The 20,534-nt window shown below is 62.1% G+C and carries 16 protein-coding genes; 6 read left to right on the top strand and 10 right to left on the bottom strand.

Going from position 1 to position 20,534, the window contains the following annotated elements; translation table 11 throughout:
• Positions 1 to 31: 31 nt before the first annotated feature.
• Positions 32 to 1,921 carry a phosphomethylpyrimidine synthase ThiC gene (gene thiC, locus BM194_RS13255; RefSeq protein WP_092847454.1) on the top strand — a complete coding sequence of 630 codons (1,890 nt, stop codon included), beginning with the start codon at positions 32 to 34 and terminating at the stop codon, positions 1,919 to 1,921.
• Between the two features lie 64 nt (positions 1,922 to 1,985).
• On the opposite strand, the gene BM194_RS13250 is transcribed toward thiC, so the two are convergent.
• A complete protein-coding gene (locus BM194_RS13250; RefSeq protein WP_092847453.1) occupies positions 1,986 to 4,571 on the bottom strand; it encodes a heavy metal translocating P-type ATPase in 2,586 nt (861 codons plus the stop codon).
• 199 nt (positions 4,572 to 4,770) lie between these two features.
• Between BM194_RS13250 and BM194_RS13245 the strand changes: the two genes are divergently transcribed.
• The 3 genes from BM194_RS13245 (at position 4,771) to BM194_RS13235 (ending at position 9,196) form a co-directional block, all read left to right on the top strand.
• A complete protein-coding gene (locus tag BM194_RS13245; RefSeq protein WP_092847452.1) occupies positions 4,771 to 5,805 on the top strand; it encodes a L,D-transpeptidase family protein in 1,035 nt (344 codons plus the stop codon).
• A gap of 148 nt (positions 5,806 to 5,953) precedes the next feature.
• Complete coding sequence (locus tag BM194_RS13240) at positions 5,954 to 7,933, top strand: methyl-accepting chemotaxis protein (RefSeq protein ID WP_143097594.1); 1,980 nt, start codon at positions 5,954 to 5,956, stop codon at positions 7,931 to 7,933.
• A gap of 138 nt (positions 7,934 to 8,071) precedes the next feature.
• Positions 8,072 to 9,196, top strand: a complete 1,125-nt coding sequence (locus tag BM194_RS13235) for an aminotransferase class V-fold PLP-dependent enzyme (protein WP_092847450.1) — start codon at positions 8,072 to 8,074, stop codon at positions 9,194 to 9,196.
• Positions 9,197 to 9,284: 88 nt separating this feature from the next.
• On the opposite strand, the gene cyoE is transcribed toward BM194_RS13235, so the two are convergent.
• The 8 genes from cyoE to BM194_RS13195 form a co-directional block, all read right to left on the bottom strand.
• Positions 9,285 to 10,208: a heme o synthase gene (cyoE, locus tag BM194_RS13230; protein ID WP_092847449.1), complete on the bottom strand. Its 924-nt coding sequence runs from the start codon at positions 10,206 to 10,208 to the stop codon at positions 9,285 to 9,287.
• 12 nt (positions 10,209 to 10,220) lie between these two features.
• A complete protein-coding gene (gene cyoD / locus BM194_RS13225) occupies positions 10,221 to 10,553 on the bottom strand; it encodes a cytochrome o ubiquinol oxidase subunit IV (RefSeq protein ID WP_092847448.1) in 333 nt (110 codons plus the stop codon).
• Position 10,554: 1 nt separating this feature from the next.
• Positions 10,555 to 11,208, bottom strand: coding sequence for a cytochrome o ubiquinol oxidase subunit III (cyoC, locus tag BM194_RS13220; protein ID WP_422730662.1), 654 nt, complete (start codon positions 11,206 to 11,208; stop codon positions 10,555 to 10,557).
• Positions 11,208 to 13,241, bottom strand: coding sequence for a cytochrome o ubiquinol oxidase subunit I (gene cyoB / locus BM194_RS13215; RefSeq protein ID WP_092847446.1), 2,034 nt, complete (start codon positions 13,239 to 13,241; stop codon positions 11,208 to 11,210). The genes cyoC and cyoB overlap by 1 nt, the downstream gene beginning before the upstream one ends.
• Before the next feature lie 5 nt (positions 13,242 to 13,246).
• Complete coding sequence (gene cyoA, locus BM194_RS13210; protein WP_092847556.1) at positions 13,247 to 14,230, bottom strand: ubiquinol oxidase subunit II; 984 nt, start codon at positions 14,228 to 14,230, stop codon at positions 13,247 to 13,249.
• 352 nt (positions 14,231 to 14,582) lie between these two features.
• Positions 14,583 to 14,903: a glutaredoxin family protein gene (locus BM194_RS13205; protein ID WP_177223414.1), complete on the bottom strand. Its 321-nt coding sequence runs from the start codon at positions 14,901 to 14,903 to the stop codon at positions 14,583 to 14,585.
• Positions 14,904 to 14,982: 79 nt separating this feature from the next.
• A complete protein-coding gene (locus tag BM194_RS13200) occupies positions 14,983 to 15,201 on the bottom strand; it encodes a CsbD family protein (protein ID WP_092847444.1) in 219 nt (72 codons plus the stop codon).
• A 116-nt stretch (positions 15,202 to 15,317) separates the two neighbouring features.
• Positions 15,318 to 16,661: a hypothetical protein gene (locus BM194_RS13195; protein ID WP_092847442.1), complete on the bottom strand. Its 1,344-nt coding sequence runs from the start codon at positions 16,659 to 16,661 to the stop codon at positions 15,318 to 15,320.
• Between the two features lie 203 nt (positions 16,662 to 16,864).
• Here BM194_RS13195 and BM194_RS13190 point away from each other — a divergent pair, with 203 nt between their 5' ends.
• A complete protein-coding gene (locus BM194_RS13190) occupies positions 16,865 to 17,650 on the top strand; it encodes a J domain-containing protein (RefSeq protein WP_092847441.1) in 786 nt (261 codons plus the stop codon).
• A complete protein-coding gene (locus tag BM194_RS13185; protein WP_092847439.1) occupies positions 17,634 to 18,053 on the top strand; it encodes a J domain-containing protein in 420 nt (139 codons plus the stop codon). Before BM194_RS13190 ends, BM194_RS13185 begins: the two co-directional genes overlap by 17 nt.
• A gap of 45 nt (positions 18,054 to 18,098) precedes the next feature.
• Here the strand turns inward: BM194_RS13185 and BM194_RS13180 are convergent, their stop codons facing one another.
• Complete coding sequence (locus BM194_RS13180; protein WP_092847437.1) at positions 18,099 to 20,408, bottom strand: mechanosensitive ion channel family protein; 2,310 nt, start codon at positions 20,406 to 20,408, stop codon at positions 18,099 to 18,101.
• Positions 20,409 to 20,534 lie beyond the last annotated feature (126 nt).

Genomic DNA, 20,534 nt, shown 5'->3' with positions numbered 1-20,534 from the left:
CTGACGACGAACGTTTACTGGGAGAACAACTATGGCAAAGACCGATCATTTCCTCGCCGACACGGCACGCGTCGACGACGCTGCCATCCAGGCTCTGCCCGGCTCGCGCAAGATTCATGTCGAGGGCTCGCGCCCCGACATTCGCGTGCCGTTTCGCGAGATCAGCCTGTCGCCGACCAGAACCTCCGGCGCCGACGAGGCCAACCCGCCGCTGCTGGTCTACGACACCTCCGGCCCCTATACCGATCCCGACGCACGTATCGACCTGCGCCGCGGCCTGCCCGAACTGCGCCGTGCCTGGATCGACGAGCGCGATGACACCGAGTTTCTCGACGGCCCGACCTCCGTGTACGGCCGGCGCCGGGCCAACGATCCCATGCTCGCCCCGCTGCGCTTCGAGCTGACGCGTACGCCGCGACGTGCCAGGCCCGGAAAGAACGTCACGCAACTCCATTACGCCCGCCAGGGCATCATCACGCCGGAAATGGAATTCATCGCCATACGCGAGAATCAGCGCCGGCAAGCACTGGGTAGCGACGAAGTCGAACGCATCCTCGGCCACCAGCACCCCGGCCAAGGCTTCGGTGCCCGGCTGCCCGAGGAAATCACGCCGGAATTCGTGCGCCGCGAAGTCGCCGAAGGCCGGGCGATCATCCCTTGCAACATCAATCACCCCGAATCCGAGCCGATGATCATCGGTCGCAACTTCCTGGTGAAGATCAACGGCAACCTGGGCAACTCGGCGGTCACCTCCTCCATCGAGGATGAGGTCGACAAGATGACCTGGGGCATCCGCTGGGGCGCCGATACCATCATGGACCTGTCCACTGGCGCCAACATCCACGAGACGCGCGAGTGGATCATCCGCAATGCACCGGTGCCCATCGGCACCGTTCCGATCTATCAGGCGCTGGAGAAGGTGGGCGGCGTGGCCGAGGACCTGACCTGGGAAATCTTTCGCGACACGCTGATCGAGCAGGCCGAACAGGGCGTGGACTACTTCACCATTCATGCCGGCGTACTGCTGCGCTACGTGCCGCTCACCGCCAGACGCGTCACCGGCATCGTCTCGCGTGGCGGCTCGATCATGGCCAAGTGGTGTCTCTACCATCACCAGGAGAGCTTCCTCTATACCCATTTCGAGGAAATCTGCGAGATCTGCAAGCAGTACGACGTCGCTTTCTCGCTGGGCGATGGCCTGCGCCCGGGCTCGGTGGCCGACGCCAACGACGAGGCCCAGATGGCCGAACTCAAGACGCTGGGCGAACTGACCCACATCGCCTGGAAGCACGACGTGCAGGTGATGATCGAGGGGCCCGGCCACGTGCCCATGCACCTGATCAAGGAGAACATGGACAAGCAGCTCGAGTACTGTGACGAGGCCCCCTTCTACACACTCGGGCCGCTGGTCACCGACATCGCCCCCGGCTACGATCACATTACCTCGGGCATCGGCGCGGCGATGATCGGCTGGTACGGCTGCGCCATGCTCTGCTACGTCACCCCCAAGGAACACCTCGGCCTGCCCAACAAGGACGACGTCAAGACCGGCATCATCACCTACAAGATTGCTGCGCATGCCGCCGACCTGGCCAAGGGCCATCCGGCCGCGCAGCGCCGCGACAATGCCCTGTCCAAGGCGCGTTTCGAATTCCGCTGGGAGGATCAGTTCAATCTGGGGCTGGATCCTGATACTGCACGCGAGTACCACGACGAGACGCTGCCCAAGGACTCAGCCAAGGTGGCTCACTTCTGCTCGATGTGCGGGCCCAAGTTCTGCTCGATGAAGATCAGTCAGGAAGTCCGCGATTACGCCAGGGACAAGGGCCTCGACGGTGACCGGGAAGCGGTCATGAAAGGCATGGAGGAACAGGCGGAGAAGTTCCGTCGCGAGGGTGCCGAACTCTATAAAGAGGTCTAGGCGGAAAAGGACTGAACGCCAGACGGCACGCGCCGGTCATCGACCGGCGCGTTTTACGTTGGCGCTACTTGCTTGCCACGGCCTCGTTGCCGTCCGGCTGCCACTGCCCCACTTCAGACGATACCCGCCTCGCCGACACAGCAGGCTGACTGGCCGTTTGCGGGGCAATGCCCAGCCGACGCCAGGGGTCGAAGCGCAGCAGGCGCAACGCATTCAGCGTGACCAGCACCGTCGCCCCCGTATCGGCCAGGATGGCCAGCCACAACCCGGTGATGCCGAACACGGTAGTCACCAGAAAGATGCCCTTCAGGCCCAAGGCAATGGCAATGTTCTGGCGAATATTGGCCATCGTCGCCCGCGCCAGGCCGATCTTGGCGGCCACGTCGACGACGCGATTACGCAGCAGTGCGCCATCCGCGGTTTCCAGGGCGACATCGGTACCCGAGCCCATCGCCACGCCGACATGCGCCGAGGCCAGCGCCGGGGCGTCGTTGATGCCGTCGCCGACCATCATCACCCGCTCGCTGACGATCAACTCGCGAATCGCCGTCACCTTGTCGTCAGGCAGCAATGAAGCGCGATATTCCATGCCGAGACCATCGGCGATAGCCGCTGCCGTGCGTGGATTGTCGCCGGTAAGCATCACACTTCGCACACCCTGCTTGCTGAGACTCTCCACGCCTTGAGCGGCGTCGGCACGCGGCTCATCGCGCAGCGCGATCAGCCCGACCAGCGACGCTTCACGGCACACCACGGCCACGGTCTTGCCTTGATCTTCCAGCGTCGCGATCCGCGCCCTGATCGTGCCGCTCAGCATACCGGCTTCGTCGGCATAGCGCGGCGAGGCAACGACGCAGCGCACATCATCGACCTGCGCCTCGACGCCATGGCCGGCAATCGCACGCGCCTGGCTGGCACGTGAAAGCCGGATGCCCTGCGCCTCGGCATGCGCCAGGATGGCGACCGCCAGCGGATGGCTGGAGCCACTCTCGACGGCAGCCGCCAAGGCCAAGACCTCGTGTCGCTCTCCCGCAAATGCCTGCACGTCAGTGACCTCCGGCCTGCCATGGGTCAGCGTGCCGGTCTTGTCGAAGGCCACCAGACTGGTGCGCGCCGCCTCTTCGATCACTACACCGCCCTTCATCAGCAGGCCGTGACGCGCCCCGGCGGACAAAGACGAGGCGATCGATGCCGGTACCGAGATCACCAGTGCACAGGGGCAGCCGATCAGCAGCAGCGCCAAGGCACGGTAGACCCATTCGCCCCAGGCGCCGCCAAAGGCCAGCGGCGGTATTATCGCCACCAGGATCGCGGTGCCGACCACAGCCGGCATGTACACGCGGCTGAAGCGGTCGATGAAGCGTTCGGTCGGAGCGCGGGCCTCCTGGGCTTCTTCGACCAGCCGGATGATGCGGGCAATGGTATTGTCTTCGGGTGCCTTGGTGACCCGCACACGCAGCACCGCGTCGGTATTGATCGACCCGGCATAGACCGCCTCGCCCACACTCTTGCCCTTGGGCAGCGACTCGCCCGTGACCGGCGACTCGTCCAGCGAGGCCGTTCCCTCGATGATCTCGCCATCGGCTGGCATGCGGTCCCCCGGCCGGACCTGCACGACCTGGCCGATGCGCAACTGCGCGGCGTCGGCCTGACGAACCTCGCCGTTCTCCTCGACCCGCGCCGTCCTGGGTATCAGATTGCCCAGCGCCCGGATCCCGGCCCGAGCCCGGTCGGACGCCACGCCTTCGAGCACTTCGCCGACAGCGAACAGGAAGATGACCAGCGCCGCCTCCTCGGCAGCCCCGATCACCAGAGCGCCGCCGGCCGCCAGGGTCATCAACATCTCGATGGTAAAGGGCATGCCGGCACGCAGGGCGGCAAAGGCCCGTTTCGCCACGGGTATCACCCCGACCAGGCACGCCAGCGCAAAGGCCCAGTCCCCCAGGGGGGCCGGCGCCACCAGACGGACGATCAGCGCCGTCAGCAACAGCAACCCGGTCAGCAGCACTAGGCGGGCCTTGCCACTTTTCAGGGCCCGCTTCATCCTGACGGCCAGGGAGGACGGTTCGGCGTTACCGTCATTGCCTTGAGTGCCGCCCCGCGGGGCGTTGGTCGTATCGGAAGTACGATAACCGAGCCTGACGATTTCACGCTCGACATCGGCACGCGAGGTGTGGGCTTCATCGAGCTGCAGGGTAAGCGTTTCGCGCATCAAAGAGACCTGAACATCCGCGACACCTGGTAAGCGCTCCACCGCGCCGCGTACCTTCGACACGCAACTGGGACAATCCATGCCCTCGACATGCCAGCTCAACCTGCCATCGGCCGAGGCGGGGGCTGCGTCCTCTTTCGACGCCTGGCTGCCACAGCAGGATGACTGGCAACAGGTACCGACCGCTTCCCGGGGCTCCAGGGTTTTCGGTGCAATGCCATAGCCCAGGCTCTCGACCGTACGCTCGACCTGCGCCGGCGACGTCTTGTCCGAATCGAGCCACAACGATACTGTCGCGTCCTCGTCAGAGACCCAAATGCCGCCGACGCCGGGCATGCGCTCCAGGGCGGCACGAATCTTGGCGGCACAGCCTGGGCAGTCCATGCCCTGAACGATCCATTGATGCGTGATGTCGAATGTAGCGGATTGCGTTGCCATGAGCGGCCTCCGACGCGTTTTGCCGGCAGTCTATTCCCTATAGCGGCTACAGACTCAAGGCATCGCATCACGCCGTAGGGCGACGCATCCATTGGACCCGACGATGCCGTTCGTTTAGTTTACGGCCTCCACACGGCATTCCGCCCCACCAAAGGAAACGATCGACAGGTCACGAATGATGCGAGCATGGAAACGAGGGATGGGTCATTGGATGGCGCTGGGCATGCTGGTCATGCCGCGCCTGCTGCTGGCACAGGAGGACGCGGCAAGCCCGGACGGGCGTTATACGCTCCCCGAACAGGGTGATGTCGTCGGGCAGGTCCAGACGGTCGAGGCGTCACAGCAAGACACCCTCATCGATATCGGTCTCGATCATGGCATCGGCTACAACGCCATGCGCGCCGCCAACCCGGATACCCGGGTGTGGCTGCCCGGCGAAGGGACCGACATCGTGCTGCCGACTCGCTACATCCTGCCGCCCGGCCCGCGCGAAGGTCTCGTCGTCAATCTGGCCGAGTTGCGTCTCTATTACTATCCCTCGGTGGGTCATGGCGAGCAGCCGCGTGTCGAGACCTATCCGATCGGCATTGGCCGACTGGACTGGCAGACCCCGTTAGGCACGACCACGGTCACCCACAAGCTGGAAAACCCCGCCTGGTATCCACCACAGAGCATCATCAAGGAAAAGGCCGAGATGGGAGAAACGCTGCCCAGCGTGGTACCTCCCGGGCCGGACAACCCCCTCGGCGAGCATGCCATGCTGCTGGGCATTCCGGGCTATCTGATTCACGGCACCAACCGCCCTCAGGGCGTCGGCATGCGTGTCTCCCACGGCTGCATCCGCATGTTGCCGGGCGATATCGAGGATCTTATCTATCGTGTACCCAAGGGTACGCAGGTCCGCCTGATCAACGAGCCGGTCAAGATCGGCTGGTCGCCGGCCGGCGTGCTCGAGGTGCAGAGTTACCCTATCCCCGAGACCTCCCAGGAAGAACTGGCAACGCGCGTCGAGAAAACCTTCGCCTCGGTGACCCAGGCCGCCAATGAGCGAGGCGTACTGGTCGACTATGCCCGCTTGCAATCGCTCATAGTGAATGCCGATGGCATTCCGCATCCCGTGACACTGACCGAAGCGCCCTTCGAGGTGCCTTACCATTTCTACGACCAGGTGACACTCGACCCGACGTTGCTCAGCCAGCTCGACGCATCGCCCGTACAACCTCAAGAAAATTGATCCACATCAGGGAACCCCGACGCCTTCATCAACGCGTGACCTCTCCTGCCGATAGTGACATCGGCAGGAGAGCGTCATGAACAGGTAACGACGACAATTCACTTACCTTTCCTGCCGCGCCCATCGTATTCGCCCAGGAAGGTTCCCAATGACGTCCGTACTGCATCGTATTCCTGTCAGTCGCAAGTTCCTGCTTGCCCTGGTCCTGCCCGTATTGGCCATGCTGTTCTTCGCCGGGAACGGCATCGTCGAACGACAGCGAGTGGTGAGCAGCATGGACCGGCTCCAGTCCCTGACTGCCCTGGCCCAGCAGGCCGGGAGCCTGATTCACGAACTCCAGAGAGAGCGCGGCATGACGGCGGGGGTTCTGGGCAGCGGCGGCGACAATTTCGCCATTGAACTGCGCGAACAGCGCCCCATTACCGATGCCCAGGCAGCAGCTCTGCTGTCCCGGCTCGACACGCTCGATACCGATTACCTGAGCGAGGACCTCGCCAGTCAGGTCGACGTGGCCCGCCAACGCCTGTCTGCCACGGTCGACCTACGCCGCCGCGTGGATAAGCTTGCCGTGCCCGTCGCCGAGGCGCTGAGCCATTACACGGGGATCAATGCCGCCCTGATGGATCTAGCTGGCAAGCTGAGCCACATGGTCGACGAAGCCGACATCGCCCGTCGTCTGGCGGCCTATTATCAGCTGCTGGAAGCCAAGGATCTTGCCGGCATAGAGCGCGCCCTGCTCTCCAACGCCTTTGCCGCCGACCAGATGACACCGCCCCTGTATCGTCGTTTCATGAACCTGATTGGCGAGGAAGCGGCATTCCTGCAGGGGTTCGATACGCTGGCCACCCCCACGATGCGCGACAGGTATCAGCAGGCGCTTTCGGGGCCCGACATCGAACGTCTGGACGGGCTGCGTGAATTGGTCATCGAGCGGGTCGACCAAGGTGGCTTTGGTGTCGACCCGCAGCAGTGGTTCGACTGGCAAACGGTCAAGATTGGCCAACTCAAACGTGTGGAAAATGCCGTGACCGAGGAAATCCTGGCCACGGCCCAGGCCCTGCGCAGCGACGCACGTATCGCGCTGTGGGGATATGTCGCCATTGCCGGCCTGGCCTCGCTGCTGACCCTCGCACTCACCGTGGCGATCGTGCGCGCCATCGTTGGCCCGCTCAAGCGCACCTTGCAGGCTATCACCCATCGCGGCGGCGATCTGACCCAGCGTTTGGACGTACCGGGCAGCGACGAACTCTCGCAGCTCTACCAGGCCTTCAACGCAGCCACCGACGACACCGAACGTCTGGTCACCAACATTCGGCGCAGTGCGTTGTCCATCGAAGTCGCCAGCGGCGAGATCGCCCAGGGCAATCAGGACCTTGCCCAGCGCACCGAGGAGCAGTCCGCCTCGCTGGTGGAAACCGCCTCGAGCATGGAGCAGATCACCTCGACGGTGCGCCATACCGCCGACAATGCTGGCCAGGCACAGAGCCTGGCCACCGAGGTCGCTGGCCAGGCCCAACAGGCCAGTGGCGTTGCCGATCAGGCTCGCCAGGCGATGTCCCACATCCACACGGCCAACCAGGAAGTCACGGCCATTGTCGCGGCCATCGACAGTATCGCCTTTCAGACCAACCTGCTGGCGCTCAACGCCTCGGTGGAAGCGGCACGCGCCGGCGAGCACGGCCGCGGCTTTGCAGTGGTCGCTTCCGAAGTCCGCCAACTGGCCAGCCGCAGCGCCAGCGAGGCCGAACGCATCCGCACGCTGATCGCGCGCAACGTCACGACCATCGACACGGGGAATCGCCTGGTCTCGACGACCCACGAGACCCTGGCGGAGATCGCCTCGCGTATCGGCCAGGTCGCCTCGTTGGTGCACGATATCTCGGCTGCCGCTACCGAGCAGTCGGCGGGTATCGAGCAGATCAACCAGGCCGTGTCCCAACTGGAGGAAGTGACCCAGCAGAACGCGGCCCTGGTCGAGCAGGTCGCGGCCGCCAGCAAATCACTCGACGAACAGGCTGGTGACATGGCACGGGAGGTCGGCCAGTTCACGGTCAGCGACACGCTTCACTTGGCCGCTCCCCGCGCGGCCTTGCCCCAACCGACCCGACACAGCCTCGTCACGGCCTGATGCCTGACTTGCCGGGCGGGCTTCGCCCGGCACTCCCCTCCCTTTGCCTGACCGTGCCTCTGTCATGCAGGACTGGCCGGCGCTCTCTGTAACGAATATCCTCAAGCTTTGTATACAGAGAATAAGGAGATAGCGGCTATGCCTGGCCTGCTGCCCGACGTGGACCCAGACGGTCTGCTCGAATATTCCGTGGTCTACACGGATCGTTCACTCAACCACATGTCACAGGCGTTCCAGAGCGTGATGCGGGACCTATCCCGTACACTCAAGCAGGTCTATCACGCCGATGCGGCAGTCATCGTTCCGGGTAGCGGCACCTTCGGCATGGAGGCGGTCGCCCGCCAGTTCGCCACCGGCCAGCCCTGCCTGGTGATTCGCAACGGCTGGTTCAGCTACCGCTGGACGCAGATCTTCGAGATGGGCGGCATACTTTCCCGGGAAACGGTACTCAAGGCCCGGCCCGTGGGCAGCGGCCCGCAGGCACCCTACGCCCCGCCCCCTATCGACGAGGTGGTCGCCACGATCGAGGAACAGCGGCCGGCCCTGGTCTTCGCCCCTCACGTGGAAACCGCATCGGGTATGCTGCTGCCTGACGACTATCTGCGTCGCGTGGCCCAGGCCACGCACGATGTCGGCGGTCTGTTCGTGCTCGACTGTATCGCCTCAGGCACGCTGTGGGTGGACATGCAGGATATCGGCGTCGACGTGCTGATCAGTGCACCGCAGAAGGGGTGGAGCGCCTCTCCTTGTTGCGCCATGGTCATGCTGAGTGCACGCGCGCTCGAACGTATCGAAACGACCACCAGCACCAGCTTCGCAGCCGACCTGCGCAAGTGGCTATCGATCATGCAGGCCTACGAGCGTGGTGGCCATGCCTACCATGCCACCATGCCCACTGACGGGTTGACCCGGCTGCGCGACATCATGCGCGAGACCGAAGCCTATGGCTTCGCCGAGGTGCGTGCCGAACAGCAATTGCTCGGCGACCGGGTGCGCACCCTGCTAAGCGAACGGGGGTTCCGCAGCGTGGCCGCGGAAGGCTTTCAGGCACCTGGCGTGGTGGTCAGCTATACCGACGACGCTGGGCTTGCTGCCCGGTTCGCCCAGGCCGGCCTGCAGGTCGCAGCCGGCGTACCGCTGATGTGTGACGAGGGCCAGGATTTTCAGACCTTCCGTATCGGCCTGTTCGGTCTCGACAAGCTTCATCATGTCGATCGCAGCGTCGAGACATTGGCGCATACTCTCGACAACCTGCCTTCCTGAGCCTGCAACGAGAAACGCCCTGACCGACAGGCCAGGGCGTTGATTCGGCAAGGACGCCAGTAACACCTTCCGCGCTGTTCCTGCCTTTCTACAGCGACAGGCTGGCGCGCAGGAAGCTATCGATCTGCGGCTGGGCATCGGCCAGCATGGTTGCCGGCTCTCCCTGGAAGTCCACCGCCATCATCACGCTGAGCGCGGTGATCATGACGATCGAGAAGGCAAACTGCTTCTTCGCCCAGGCATTGTCGTCGCTCTTGCGATAGCCCAGCGAGGCGAGGTAGAGCCAATACAGGCTCATCGTCGCCGCGACGGCAAAATAACCGTAGCCGGCATATCCCAGCAGTGACAGTGCCAACGCCGCCGCCATGAACGCCACGATGTACAGCACGATGGAGCGCTTCGCCGCGGCGATCCCCTTCTTCACCGGCAGCACCGGAATCGATGCTGCACGGTAATCGTTGAAGCGGAAGATCGCGATCGCGTAGGAATGCGGCATCTGCCAGAGACTGAAGATCAGCAGCAGAATCGCGCCTCCCATGTCGAACTGGCCACTGGCTGCGCAGTAGCCGATCACCGGCGGTGTCGCCCCGGACAGGCTGCCAACCAGCGTGCCATAGACCGAATTGCGCTTCAGGTAGAGGCTGTAGAGCACGACATAGACGAAGAAACCCAGCACGGCGAACAAAGCCGCCAGCGGGTTTGCGCCCCAATAGAGCAGCGCGAACCCGGCCAGCCCCAATGCCGTGGCATAGGCCAGCGCGATGCGTGGTGACACCAGCCCCCGGGCCAAGGCCCGGTTGCGGGTACGCTCCATCTTGACGTCGATATCGCGGTCGATGACGTTGTTGAACACGCAGCCGGAAGCGATTACCAACGCGACCCCGGCCAGCGTAGCGAGAAACAGGGGGAGATCGAACTCCCCCCGGGCGGCCAGAAAGTAGCCGCCCGTCACGGAAATCAGGTTACCGAAGATGATTCCCGGCTTGGTCAGGTTCAGATAGAGCTTGATCATCGCCTCGCCCGCTTAGTCGAGCATCATGTTCATGTGCAGGTTATGCATGATCCACAGCGAACCGCCAATGACCAGCACCAGAATCTTGACCGTGAAAACGAACGACATCAGATTCCAGCCTTCATCGGCCTTGGTGTTCATGTGCAGGAACATGACCAACTGCACGAGAAGCTGAAGTACCGCCGCAGCAACGATCACGATTACCGTGGTCAGCGTACTGAATGCCCCGGTCATGACCATGCCGAACGCGACGATGGTCAGGACGATGGACAGGATCAGGCCGATCACATAGGACTTGACGCTGCCGTGGCTGGCCTCACCGTGGCTAGAGTGTGAACCGCTCATGTCACATGGCTCCCATGAGGTAGACGAAGGTGAACACGCAGATCCAGACGATATCCAGGAAGTGCCAGAACAGGCTCAGGCACATGATGCGTGGCCGAGTCATGTCGTTAAGGCCCTTGGTCTGAAGCTGGACCAGCATCACCAGCATCCAGACCATGCCGAAGAACACGTGCAGGCCGTGTGTGCCGACCAGCGTGAAGAAGGCCGACAGGAAGGCACTGCGATCCGGGCCGTAGCCTTCGTGGATCAGATGCTGGAACTCGTAGAGTTCCAGCCCGATGAAGCCGGCACCCAGCAGAAAAGTGACCCACAACCAGGCCTTGAGCTGACCGACACGATTGTCGTTCATGGCCAGCACGGCCATGCCGTAGGTGAAACTGCTGAACAGCAGGAAGAATGTGCCGGCCATGATAAGCGGCAGATCGAAGATCTCACCCGGCGTCGGACCATCCGCCGTGCCCCCGACGAGCACGGCATAGGTGGCGAACAGCGTCCCGAAGATGATCAGGTCGCTCATCAGGTAGACCCAGAAGCCGAACACCTTCATGCCGCCGGCATCGTGATGGTCGTGCTCATGGGCGTGCATGTCGTGGCCCTGATCGCGTCCGTGATCGCTCGGCTCAACGATGCGGTTGCCAATAGTATCGGTAGCCATTACGACTGCACCCCCAGATTTCCGACCTGTACGTTGCCACGCACATTATGCTGCTTATTGGCTTCGGCGAGACGCTTGTGGTGCGCATTCTCGATGCGCTCGACTTCCGCAGCAGGCACGTAGTAGTCGATGTCATCGTTGAAGACGCGTGCCAGGAAACTGACGAAGACACCCAAGGCACTGGCAATGGCCAGCCACCAGATATGCCACACCAGTGCAAAACCGAGGATGGTCGCGAACAGGCTGATGATCGGACCGGCGGCCGTGTACTTGGGCATGTGAATGTCCTTGTACGGCGGCTTTGAGGTCTCGAACTCGCCGGCCTGCTTCATTTCCCAGAAGGCGTCGATGGACTTCACTTCCGGCAGATGCGCGAAGTTGTAGAACGGCGCAGGTGACGAGGTCGCCCACTCCAGGGTACGTCCGTCCCACGGATCGCCGGTCACGTCGGCCAGTTGTTCGCGGTTGCGATAGCTGACGACGAACTGGATCACGGTACAGGCGATGCCCAGCAGGATAATGACGGCACCTACCCAGGCGATCAGCATCCAGACGTGGTACTCGGGATTGTCATAGGACTGCATGCGGCGCACCGCGCCGTAGAAGCTCAGCACATATAGCGGCGAGAAGGCCACGAAGAAACCGACGATCCAGCACCAGAAGGAGCGCTTGCCCCACTTCTCGTCCAGCTTGAAGCCGAACGCCTTGGGGAACCAGAAGGTCAGGCCCGCCAGCATACCGAACACCACACCACCAATGATGACGTTGTGGAAGTGCGCGATGACGAACAGGCTGTTGTGCAGCACGAAGTTGGCTGCCGGTACCGCCAGCATCACCCCGGTCATGCCACCCAAGGTAAAGGTGATGATAAAGCCCAGCGTCCACAGCACCGGCGAGGTGAACTCCAGACGGCCACGATACATGGTGAACAGCCAGTTGAAGATCTTAACCCCGGTGGGAATGGCGATGATCATCGTCGCGATGCCGAAGAAGGCATTGACGTTGGCACCCGCGCCCATGGTGAAGAAGTGGTGCAGCCAGACGATGAAGGCCAGGAAAGAGATCGCCATCGTCGCCCACACCATGGTGTGGTAGCCGAACAGGCGCTTCTTGGCGAAGGTCGCGATGACCTCGGAGAACACGCCGAATGCCGGCAGGATCAGGATGTACACCTCGGGATGGCCCCAGGCCCAGATGAGGTTGACGTACATCATCTGGTTGCCGCCCAGATCATTGGTGAAGAAGTGCGTGCCCAGGTAACGATCCAGCGTCAGCAGCGCGATGGTTGCCGTGAGAATCGGAAACGAGGCGATGATCAGGATGTTGGCGCAGAACGAGGTCCAGGTGAAGATCGGCATGCGGAACAGGGTCATGCCCTTGGTGCGCATCTTGAGGATCGTCACGAAGAAGTTGATACCGGTCAGGGTCGTACCTATCCCCGATATCTGTAGTGCCCATATCCAGTAATCGACACCCACGCCCGGACTGTAATCGATACCCGACAGCGGCGCATAGGCCAGCCAGCCGGTTTTGGCGAACTCACCGACGAACAGGGAAACGTTGATCAGGATGACACCCGCAGCGAACAGCCAGAAGCTCAGGTTGTTCAAGAACGGGTAGGCCACGTCGCGTGCACCGATCTGCAGCGGCACGACCAGGTTCATCAGGCCTATGACCATGGGCATGGCCACGAAGAAGATCATGATCACGCCATGGGCGGTGAAGATCTGGTCATAGTGCTCGGGCGGCAGATAGCCTTCCGGGCTGCCGACAGCCATGGCCGCCTGCTGAGATCGCATCATGAGCGCATCGGCAAAGCCACGGATCAGCATCACCAGAGCGACGAGGAAATACATGATACCGAGCTTCTTGTGATCGACGGAGGTGATCCACTCCTTCCACAAGTAGCCCCAGTTCTTGCTGTAGGTGATCCAACCGACGAGCCCGGCAATGATCACGGCCATACCCGCGACCACTACCATGATGATGGGATCATGGTAAGGGATCACATCCCAATTTAATTTTCCGAACATAACTGTTACTCCGCTACCTCTGCGCTCATGGCTACGTCATGCCCTTCATCATGTCCGGCACTTTCCGCCGCATGCTGTCCGCCATGACCGCCGGTATGTCCCGGCTGGACGGCCGTGCCGTTCTTGAAGCTCTGAACGATGTTGTCGTAGAGCTCGGCCGGTACGCTCGAGAAATACTCGACCGGATGGTCGATGGTCGGTGCGGCGAGTTCCTCATAGCCTTGCTCGAAGGAGAGCGTCTCAGGCGCCTGACGCACCTTCTCGACCCAGGCTTCGAACTCATCCTGCGAGGTGACATGCGCCTTGAAGATCATCTCCGAGAAGCCGGCACCGCTGTAGTTGGTGGAACGACCGGGATAAACGCCCTCTTCTCCGGCGATCAGGTTAAGATCGTTGTCCATGCCGGCCATGGCGTAGAGCTGACTGCCCAGGCGCGGAATCATGAACGAGTTCATCACCGTACCCGAGGTGATATTGAAGTTCACCGGCGTGTCGACCGGGAACGCGACTTCATTGACGCTGGCAATACCCAGGTCGGGATAGATGAACAGCCATTTCCAATCGAGCGCGACCACGTCGATTTCCATCGGCTCGACACCCTCTTCGGCCTCGATCGGCACATTGGGATTGAGCGAGTGGGAGGTCTGCCAGGTGATGAGCGCCAGGAAGGCAATGATCACCAGCGGCACGAACCAGACGATCGCCTCGATGACGTTGGAGTGGGCCCAGTTCGGTGTGTACTTGGCCTTGTAGTTGGTGTTGCGGTAACGCCAGGCGAACAGGAAAGTCATCACGATGACCGGGACGACCACGATCATCATCAGCCAGAAGGCAGTGATGATCAGCGACTTGATCTCACTGCCAACTTCCCCTTTGGGATCCATCAACGCCATGCTGCAGCCACTCAACAGCAGCGGCAGGATCAACAATGGCAACGCTTTGAAAAAAATGAGGTTTCTTATCCTCACCCTACGGCTTCGTTCAGGCATGGAAGTGGCCATCTAATACACCCAGGCTAATGAATAGCAGGATAATAAGTTGACTTATCAGGGATCGGATGCTGTTCCGCCTTCCTGGCGACACCCGTACGAGAGTTCACTCGAGTGACGCGTCCCGACACGTGAACACGCCTTTTGAGCGGCCCGCTTCGTCATGAGAAGAAGGGATGAGGCCGCCAAATCGAGAGAGCGGCGAATTGTCGCGTAATCGGTGCGACACAAAAAGGGGCGTTTTGTCGCAGGTCAAACAAAGACCTGAAAGGGAGGGAAGCTATTGACTTTCAGTGGGCTGCAGTTCAACCCATGCAGCTTGACCATCGCCTGCCCGATGGCCAAGCCTATCTCAATCCGTTGATTCGAAACGACGCCGCAGATACCGATTGATATCCTCGGACTCGTACATCCACGTTGCCTTGCCCTGCTCGTCGGTAATTTTCAGGCAAGGTACCGTGCCGCGTCCGGTGCTATCGATCTGCTCCCTGCGATACTCGGGATTGCGAGCCACGTCGCGTAACTCGATAGGCAACTTCAGCCGGTCGATTTCCCGGCGTACCTTGACGCAGAACGGGCAGGATTGTGTCTGATAAAGCGCCAAGCCCTGACACTGCCTGTCCAACTCGGCCTGCTGCTCGGGTGAGCGCTCCTTCGCCTTATGTCCAAACATGAGCTTTTCCATCCTTGCCAAGGGCAGGGGCAACTTGCCCTGCCCTGCTCGATGCCGTTACCGTCGCCGTTCGAACGTTTTACCTGCGATTCGGATCGTCTGTCCGACCGGCCTGGCTGCCTGACTTCAGGGTATCCTTCAAGTCCCCCTTGGCCTGCTTGGCATGGCCTTTCGAGGCCTGAGCCTGGCCCTTGGCTTCGGTATCACGATCCTTGCCCGCCTTGCCGAGCGCTTCCTTGGCCTTGCCGGCGGCGCGGTCGATCATGCCTTCGGTCTTGTCCGATTTGGAGTCCTTCATGAGACACCTCCTTGGTCTGTTAGGCTGAGCGAGGAAAAGAAATCCGCTCGCTCTTGTCAGCGTAGCAGGTGTGAGCGTGTGTCAAGCACGCCATGGCCTACGGGCGCCGGGCGGGCCTAGGTTACCGCTTCGATCTCGATGATCCGTGAGCGGTTCATGATGATCTTCCAGCGCTGGATCGTGGCCTGGCGCTCCCCTTGCGCCTGTCGGGTCACCAGGTTGACCAGATAGCGCTTCTCGACCGTTTCACATGCCACTTCGCCTTCGACCAGCCGATAGACATCGTGCGCGCCCTTGTCCATGAGCCTGGACAGCACGTCGAGGTCGAGCAGCAGGGTTTCACGGACTTCTTCGTAACCGCTCAAATAGCGGGTCGGGGACATGCGTGAACTGCTGCCGTAGTGCAGCACGATCTCCTCGCGCTGGGTCACGTTGGCCCGTCGCACCGCGAGGATGTCTTCATCGAGCTTATGCACCCGCTGATAGTCGAACCACTCGAGCTGACGGCCGACAAGCTTGCCACTATTGGCATCGAAGTAGTGACGCCGCCACTTGGGCCGCCCCTTGCGCAACCACCGCCACAAGGTGTTGCGCAGGTCGTCCTTGAACACCTCACGCAGCGCGTAGATGACCGCCAGCACGAGCACGAACAGGGTAGTCAGGTGACTGAGCACATGATTCGCCTGCAACACCAGCAACGTGACGAAGATCATGACGATCGCCGTGGCCGTACCCTTGACCAGCTTCTCTTCGCCCTTGCCGAGTTCCTGCACCTGGGCGCCGAGAGTGACCGGATGCTCGATGAGCCGACGCAACAGGCGCATCTTGTTGGACATGCGCTCGGGATCCTGGATGGCATGACTGGAGTTGTAGTTCTGGTCATCGCGGTAGGCACTTTCCGCCTCGCAGATCTCGCGCAACCGCTCGCGAACCGACTGGTACTCCTCGCCGGGCGGCAGGCTGACGATCAATGACAACAGACGCTGCTCGGTAGCCCACGAGAGGTAATTGTCGATGTTAACATAGTACTGCAGCATGCCATCGTCGCTGGGCGTGTTACGCCGCAGCCGCTTGAGGATACCCAGGGCCAGGTCGACCAGTTCCTGGAGCTGCTCGAGTCGGGTTTCCTCATCGCCGTTCAGCACCTCACGCGTCGAGGTTTCCAGGGCGACCACGTACTGGTAGGCATACAGGCTGAGGCTCAAACGGTACTGCTCGCTGGACAGCTTGCCGCGGCTGGCCAGACGGCTATGCACCAGCGGCAGGTGATGCGTATCGCTGTAATAGGTACGCTTGACGTGAATGGCATTGTGATAGAACTCGCTTTCCGGCACGACATGGGTATTCAGGCCCAGTTCGCCGGGCACGAAAAGGTAGATATCCAGCTTGTGCGACGTTGCCTCACGCAGTCGCCGCGATATCTTGACGTTGAAGCCATCTTTTTTCTCGACGCTTATCACCCTGTTGGCGGTCCCCGAATCGATAGAAGTGGTAGATGATCCTGCCATCGGCCATAGAAGGCCATTGGCCGAAAATGAGCCCCTGGCGAGCACTTTTCGTTGCGCTTTTCTCACAAGAGCGGCTGCCGACAAATGCCATGGGCATTGGGTATACTTCAGCGTCCTTGAGCATAACAACACGTTGGAATCTGCCGGAGTCAGGCATGGCGACAACCCGCTTTTCACCGTTCGAGCTGCTGCTGCTGAAAAGCAGGAACCAGACGGATACGGCTGCCCTGCTCCTGCTGACCTGGGTGGCTGCCAGCAAGGGCAGCCTGTCAGAGACAGACCGGCACCGAATCGCCGCCATGTCGGCCAGCATGCGTCACGGACACGACTGCCAGGCAATTATCGACATCGGCGCCCGACAGGACCTGGACGCCATCCAGCTAGCTGCCGAAGTGTTGCAGAAGGATCGTTGGGGTGCTCAGGCTTCGCCGTTTCTAAGACAGGCGATCGAGGTCGCCGTGACCGAAGGCACCCTGGCCGCGGCCACCAACCACATCCTGCGTTTTCTGGCCGACCTGCTGGGCACTGCCCCGCAGCCGTTCGCCCAGTTGTACCGCGAGGTGACCGGCAAGCCCTTCGAAAGTCCAGACGACCCCAGCCGCGAGACCTACTGGCAGGCGCGTGAGCATGCCCGACAACAGCAGCGCTCGCAATCCGAACAGCGTCAGCGACACTCGCAGCAGGAGCGCAGCCACGGTAGCTCCCGGCAAGGCCACGAGCGGCCGCATGGTGACAAGGCCTTGCGCGCCCTGGACATCCTGGGGCTCGACGCCACGGCTACGCGCAGCGAGATCAAGAAAGCCTACCGGCGCCTGGCGCAGAGCCACCATCCGGACCGCTTCTTCGCACTCGGCGAGCGGGATGTCGCCTCGGCATCGATGCGATTCCAGAAGATTCAGAAAGCCTACGAATACTTGATGCAAGATGCGCGATTTATATAAACGCCTGGGCATCAGCCCGGCCGCCTCCGACACGGAAATCTCCGCAGCCATCGAGGCTTGCCAGCATACCGCCTTGAAGGCCGAAGCCAGTGTCGTGCTGGGCGTGAAATCACGCCGCGAGGAGTACGACCGCCTGCACGCGCTGCTGTGCGATATCGGTCGCTTGCGGGCTCGCCTCGGCCTTTCCCACGGCCAGTATTGGCTGGACAACGCCGCCAACGACTTTTCGATGTCCCCGGATAACGATCACTCGCGTCACGAAGCCCTGGTTCACAAGGTCACACAGGCCGTGGCGCTGCATGACACTTTCCTGCGTTGGCGCCGCTATGCTCCGTGGATCGTCGCGGGCGGGTTTGCACTCATCACCACGGCGACCCTCGCCGTGGGCTTTGTTGCCGGCTGAGCACACAAGCACTAGCCCGGTACAGGGCACGAACATGATGCCAAGCTATCCCTGAGCCCCCTGCATCGATGCATGCCGTCGCGGTGTGACCGGACCCTGGCTGGCATCGTCCCGGGTCTCGTGGAACTCGCCGCCCGGCTCGGCGTTTTCCATGGTGACACTCATGCGAGGCACGGCCAGGCTCTGCCCCAGCTCGTCGAGACGCTGCTTGAGCCGCAGGTTGAAGGCGCGCGCCACATCCCACTGCATGACCGGGGCCGTGCGCATGCGGATGCGCAGCAATGCCGTCCCTTGTTCGAAGGCCTGGACGCCCTGTACCTCCAATGGCGACCAGACGTAGTGACGCATCATCGGGTCCTTGCGCAGGTCATCTGCCACCGAGCGCATCAGCTCGATGGCTTCATCGATCTTCATGTCATGGGGGATATGAATGCGCATCAGTGCAATGCCGAATTCACGCGAGAAGTTCTGTATCCCCTTGATCTGGCTGAACGGGATGATGTGCACGATGCCATCCAGGTCGCGCAGGCGCACCGTGCGCAGGCTCAGGCGCTCTACCGTCCCCATGTGGCCGCCGACGTCGACGAAATCATCAATGGTCAGCGAGTCCTCAATGAGAATGAACAGGCCGGTGATCAGGTCCTGCACCAGCGTCTGCGCCCCGAAACCGATGGCCAGGCCGATCACCCCGGCACCGGCCAGCAGCGGCGTGACGTTGACGCCAAGGTTGGCCAGCCCCACGATCAAGGCGATCACCACGATGGTGATGAAGATCGCGTTGCGGATCATCGGCGTGATGGTCTGGGCCCGGGCACTGTGCACGCGACGCCCCCGCGAACGTGCCGAAGCGTTCAAGGCACGCTGGATCGCGGTGTCGGCAAAGATCCAGGCCAGCCAGGCCAGCAGTACCGTTGTCCCGACACCCAGCAGTGCTTGACCGATACGTGCACTGATTGCGCCTTCTTCACCAATGCCCAGGAACGACAGCCCCCAGACGCGCAGTGACAGCTCGGCAAAGATCGCCCAGAACACGAAATACAGCAGGGTATAGCCAAAGCGCTCCAGGCGACGCCGGTATTGAGACTTGCGGCGCCGATGCGTGGCCTTTTCGCTGTGGCGCTGGATGACGCCATTGATCACCAGCGTCAGTACCAGCAGCGCTGCGCACACGATGGCCCGAGTGAAGGTGCCATCGGCCTCCCCGGCGGAAAAGAAGATTGCCAGCAGCGAGGCGCCGATCAGCAGCAGTGCCGGTACATGCCAGAGCCGGCCGATGACATTGATGACTTCCTGACTGGTGGTCTTCTCACGGCGTTGCGGGTAGGGCCGGTTGCTGATCAGATGCTTGACCGGACGCCGATAGCGGATCACTAGGCCACCACTGATGATAGCTGCAAGCACGTTGCAGGTTACCGAGACCCAGCCAGCCAGCTCATCCCCCATCTGCTCGCTGAGGCGTTCACTGCTGGCCGCATCGCCCAGGGCGGCCAGTGCACCGATGAGGAACAATCTGCCCAGCGCCCCCTGGCGGAGGATAGCCACCGCCACCCGGCGGTGCCCGCGTGTGAACAGCGAAATCACCACGTCGAACACCGTCGACAGCAGCCGGCCGCACATGGTGATATAAGCTACCACCAGCACGATGGTACGCGCGGCCTGCGAGACGTCGAGCCAGTTCAACGCGGCCAGCATGACGGCGAACGCCAGCATCCAGGGCAACGCCTTGCGCAGGAAATGCATGACCAGCATCCAGCCGCGTGGCTCGGGTGGCAAGATCCTAGGCCAGTCATGACGCCGAGCCAGCAGGCGTCCCGCCCCGATCAACGCGACCAGCAAGCCAACCCAAATTCCCAGCAGAACCGCCGCCTCGGCCAGAACGCGCAGCAATTCCTCACGGCTGATGGAGGAAAACAGCGATTCCAGGTCCTCGCCGGCACGCAAGGTCCGCTGTGTCCAGATATCCAGCGGCGCCTGCCCGGCCTGGGCCTGATCGCCATATTCCGTAAAGGAGTCGGCCAAGGCACCGAGCAGCCCTCCTTGCCCCGCCTGGCTCTCTCCCGTGCCGCTCGCCACCGTATCGGTGGCCTGGCGCAGTTCCTTGAGCCTGGCAAGCAGCTCCCCCCGCTGGGCGTCGCTTTCCAGCGTGGCGATGACCTGGTCGAGCGAGGCTTGCAGCGCCTGGGGGTCGACCTGGGTCTGCTGCTCGCCGTCACCTCCCCCGCCGCCCCCAGCGAGTCCGGATAACGACACCCCCTGGGCCTGGGCCGGCAGGCTCGATGCCAATACCAGTAATACACTCGCGACCAGCATAAACGCGACCGGCCACGTCCGAACCATCCTTCGTGAGAGCGGCATGCCACCTCCTGCGGCAATCGTTGTCCTACCCGCAAGGGTGCCGTGTGAGGGGGGAAAATCCAAGGCCGCAACGGCGCACGGGCCGGGACGCGCGCCACCGGTATACCTGCCGGTGGCGCGTGGTTT

The sequence above is a fragment of the Modicisalibacter xianhensis genome (genome assembly GCF_900113605.1).
GTDB classification, from domain to species: domain Bacteria; phylum Pseudomonadota; class Gammaproteobacteria; order Pseudomonadales; family Halomonadaceae; genus Modicisalibacter; species Modicisalibacter xianhensis.
Note: the sequence above shows the minus strand (reverse complement) of the source record. Positions and strands in the feature narration are given on the sequence as shown.

What these genes read in the sequence shown, in the direction of transcription:
- thiC (WP_092847454.1), top strand. Translation starts at nt 32, where the DNA reads ATGGCAAAGACCGATCATTTCCTCGCCGACACGGCACGCGTCGACGAC.
- BM194_RS13250 (WP_092847453.1), bottom strand. Translation starts at nt 4,571, where the DNA reads ATGGCAACGCAATCCGCTACATTCGACATCACGCATCAATGGATCGTT.
- BM194_RS13245 (WP_092847452.1), top strand. Translation starts at nt 4,771, where the DNA reads ATGGGTCATTGGATGGCGCTGGGCATGCTGGTCATGCCGCGCCTGCTG.
- BM194_RS13240 (WP_143097594.1), top strand. Translation starts at nt 5,954, where the DNA reads ATGACGTCCGTACTGCATCGTATTCCTGTCAGTCGCAAGTTCCTGCTT.
- BM194_RS13235 (WP_092847450.1), top strand. Translation starts at nt 8,072, where the DNA reads ATGCCTGGCCTGCTGCCCGACGTGGACCCAGACGGTCTGCTCGAATAT.
- cyoE (WP_092847449.1), bottom strand. Translation starts at nt 10,208, where the DNA reads ATGATCAAGCTCTATCTGAACCTGACCAAGCCGGGAATCATCTTCGGT.
- cyoD (WP_092847448.1), bottom strand. Translation starts at nt 10,553, where the DNA reads ATGAGCGGTTCACACTCTAGCCACGGTGAGGCCAGCCACGGCAGCGTC.
- cyoC (WP_422730662.1), bottom strand. Translation starts at nt 11,208, where the DNA reads ATGGCTACCGATACTATTGGCAACCGCATCGTTGAGCCGAGCGATCAC.
- cyoB (WP_092847446.1), bottom strand. Translation starts at nt 13,241, where the DNA reads ATGTTCGGAAAATTAAATTGGGATGTGATCCCTTACCATGATCCCATC.
- cyoA (WP_092847556.1), bottom strand. Translation starts at nt 14,230, where the DNA reads ATGCCTGAACGAAGCCGTAGGGTGAGGATAAGAAACCTCATTTTTTTC.
- BM194_RS13205 (WP_177223414.1), bottom strand. Translation starts at nt 14,903, where the DNA reads ATGTTTGGACATAAGGCGAAGGAGCGCTCACCCGAGCAGCAGGCCGAG.
- BM194_RS13200 (WP_092847444.1), bottom strand. Translation starts at nt 15,201, where the DNA reads ATGAAGGACTCCAAATCGGACAAGACCGAAGGCATGATCGACCGCGCC.
- BM194_RS13190 (WP_092847441.1), top strand. Translation starts at nt 16,865, where the DNA reads ATGGCGACAACCCGCTTTTCACCGTTCGAGCTGCTGCTGCTGAAAAGC.
- BM194_RS13185 (WP_092847439.1), top strand. Translation starts at nt 17,634, where the DNA reads ATGCGCGATTTATATAAACGCCTGGGCATCAGCCCGGCCGCCTCCGAC.
- BM194_RS13180 (WP_092847437.1), bottom strand. Translation starts at nt 20,408, where the DNA reads ATGCCGCTCTCACGAAGGATGGTTCGGACGTGGCCGGTCGCGTTTATG.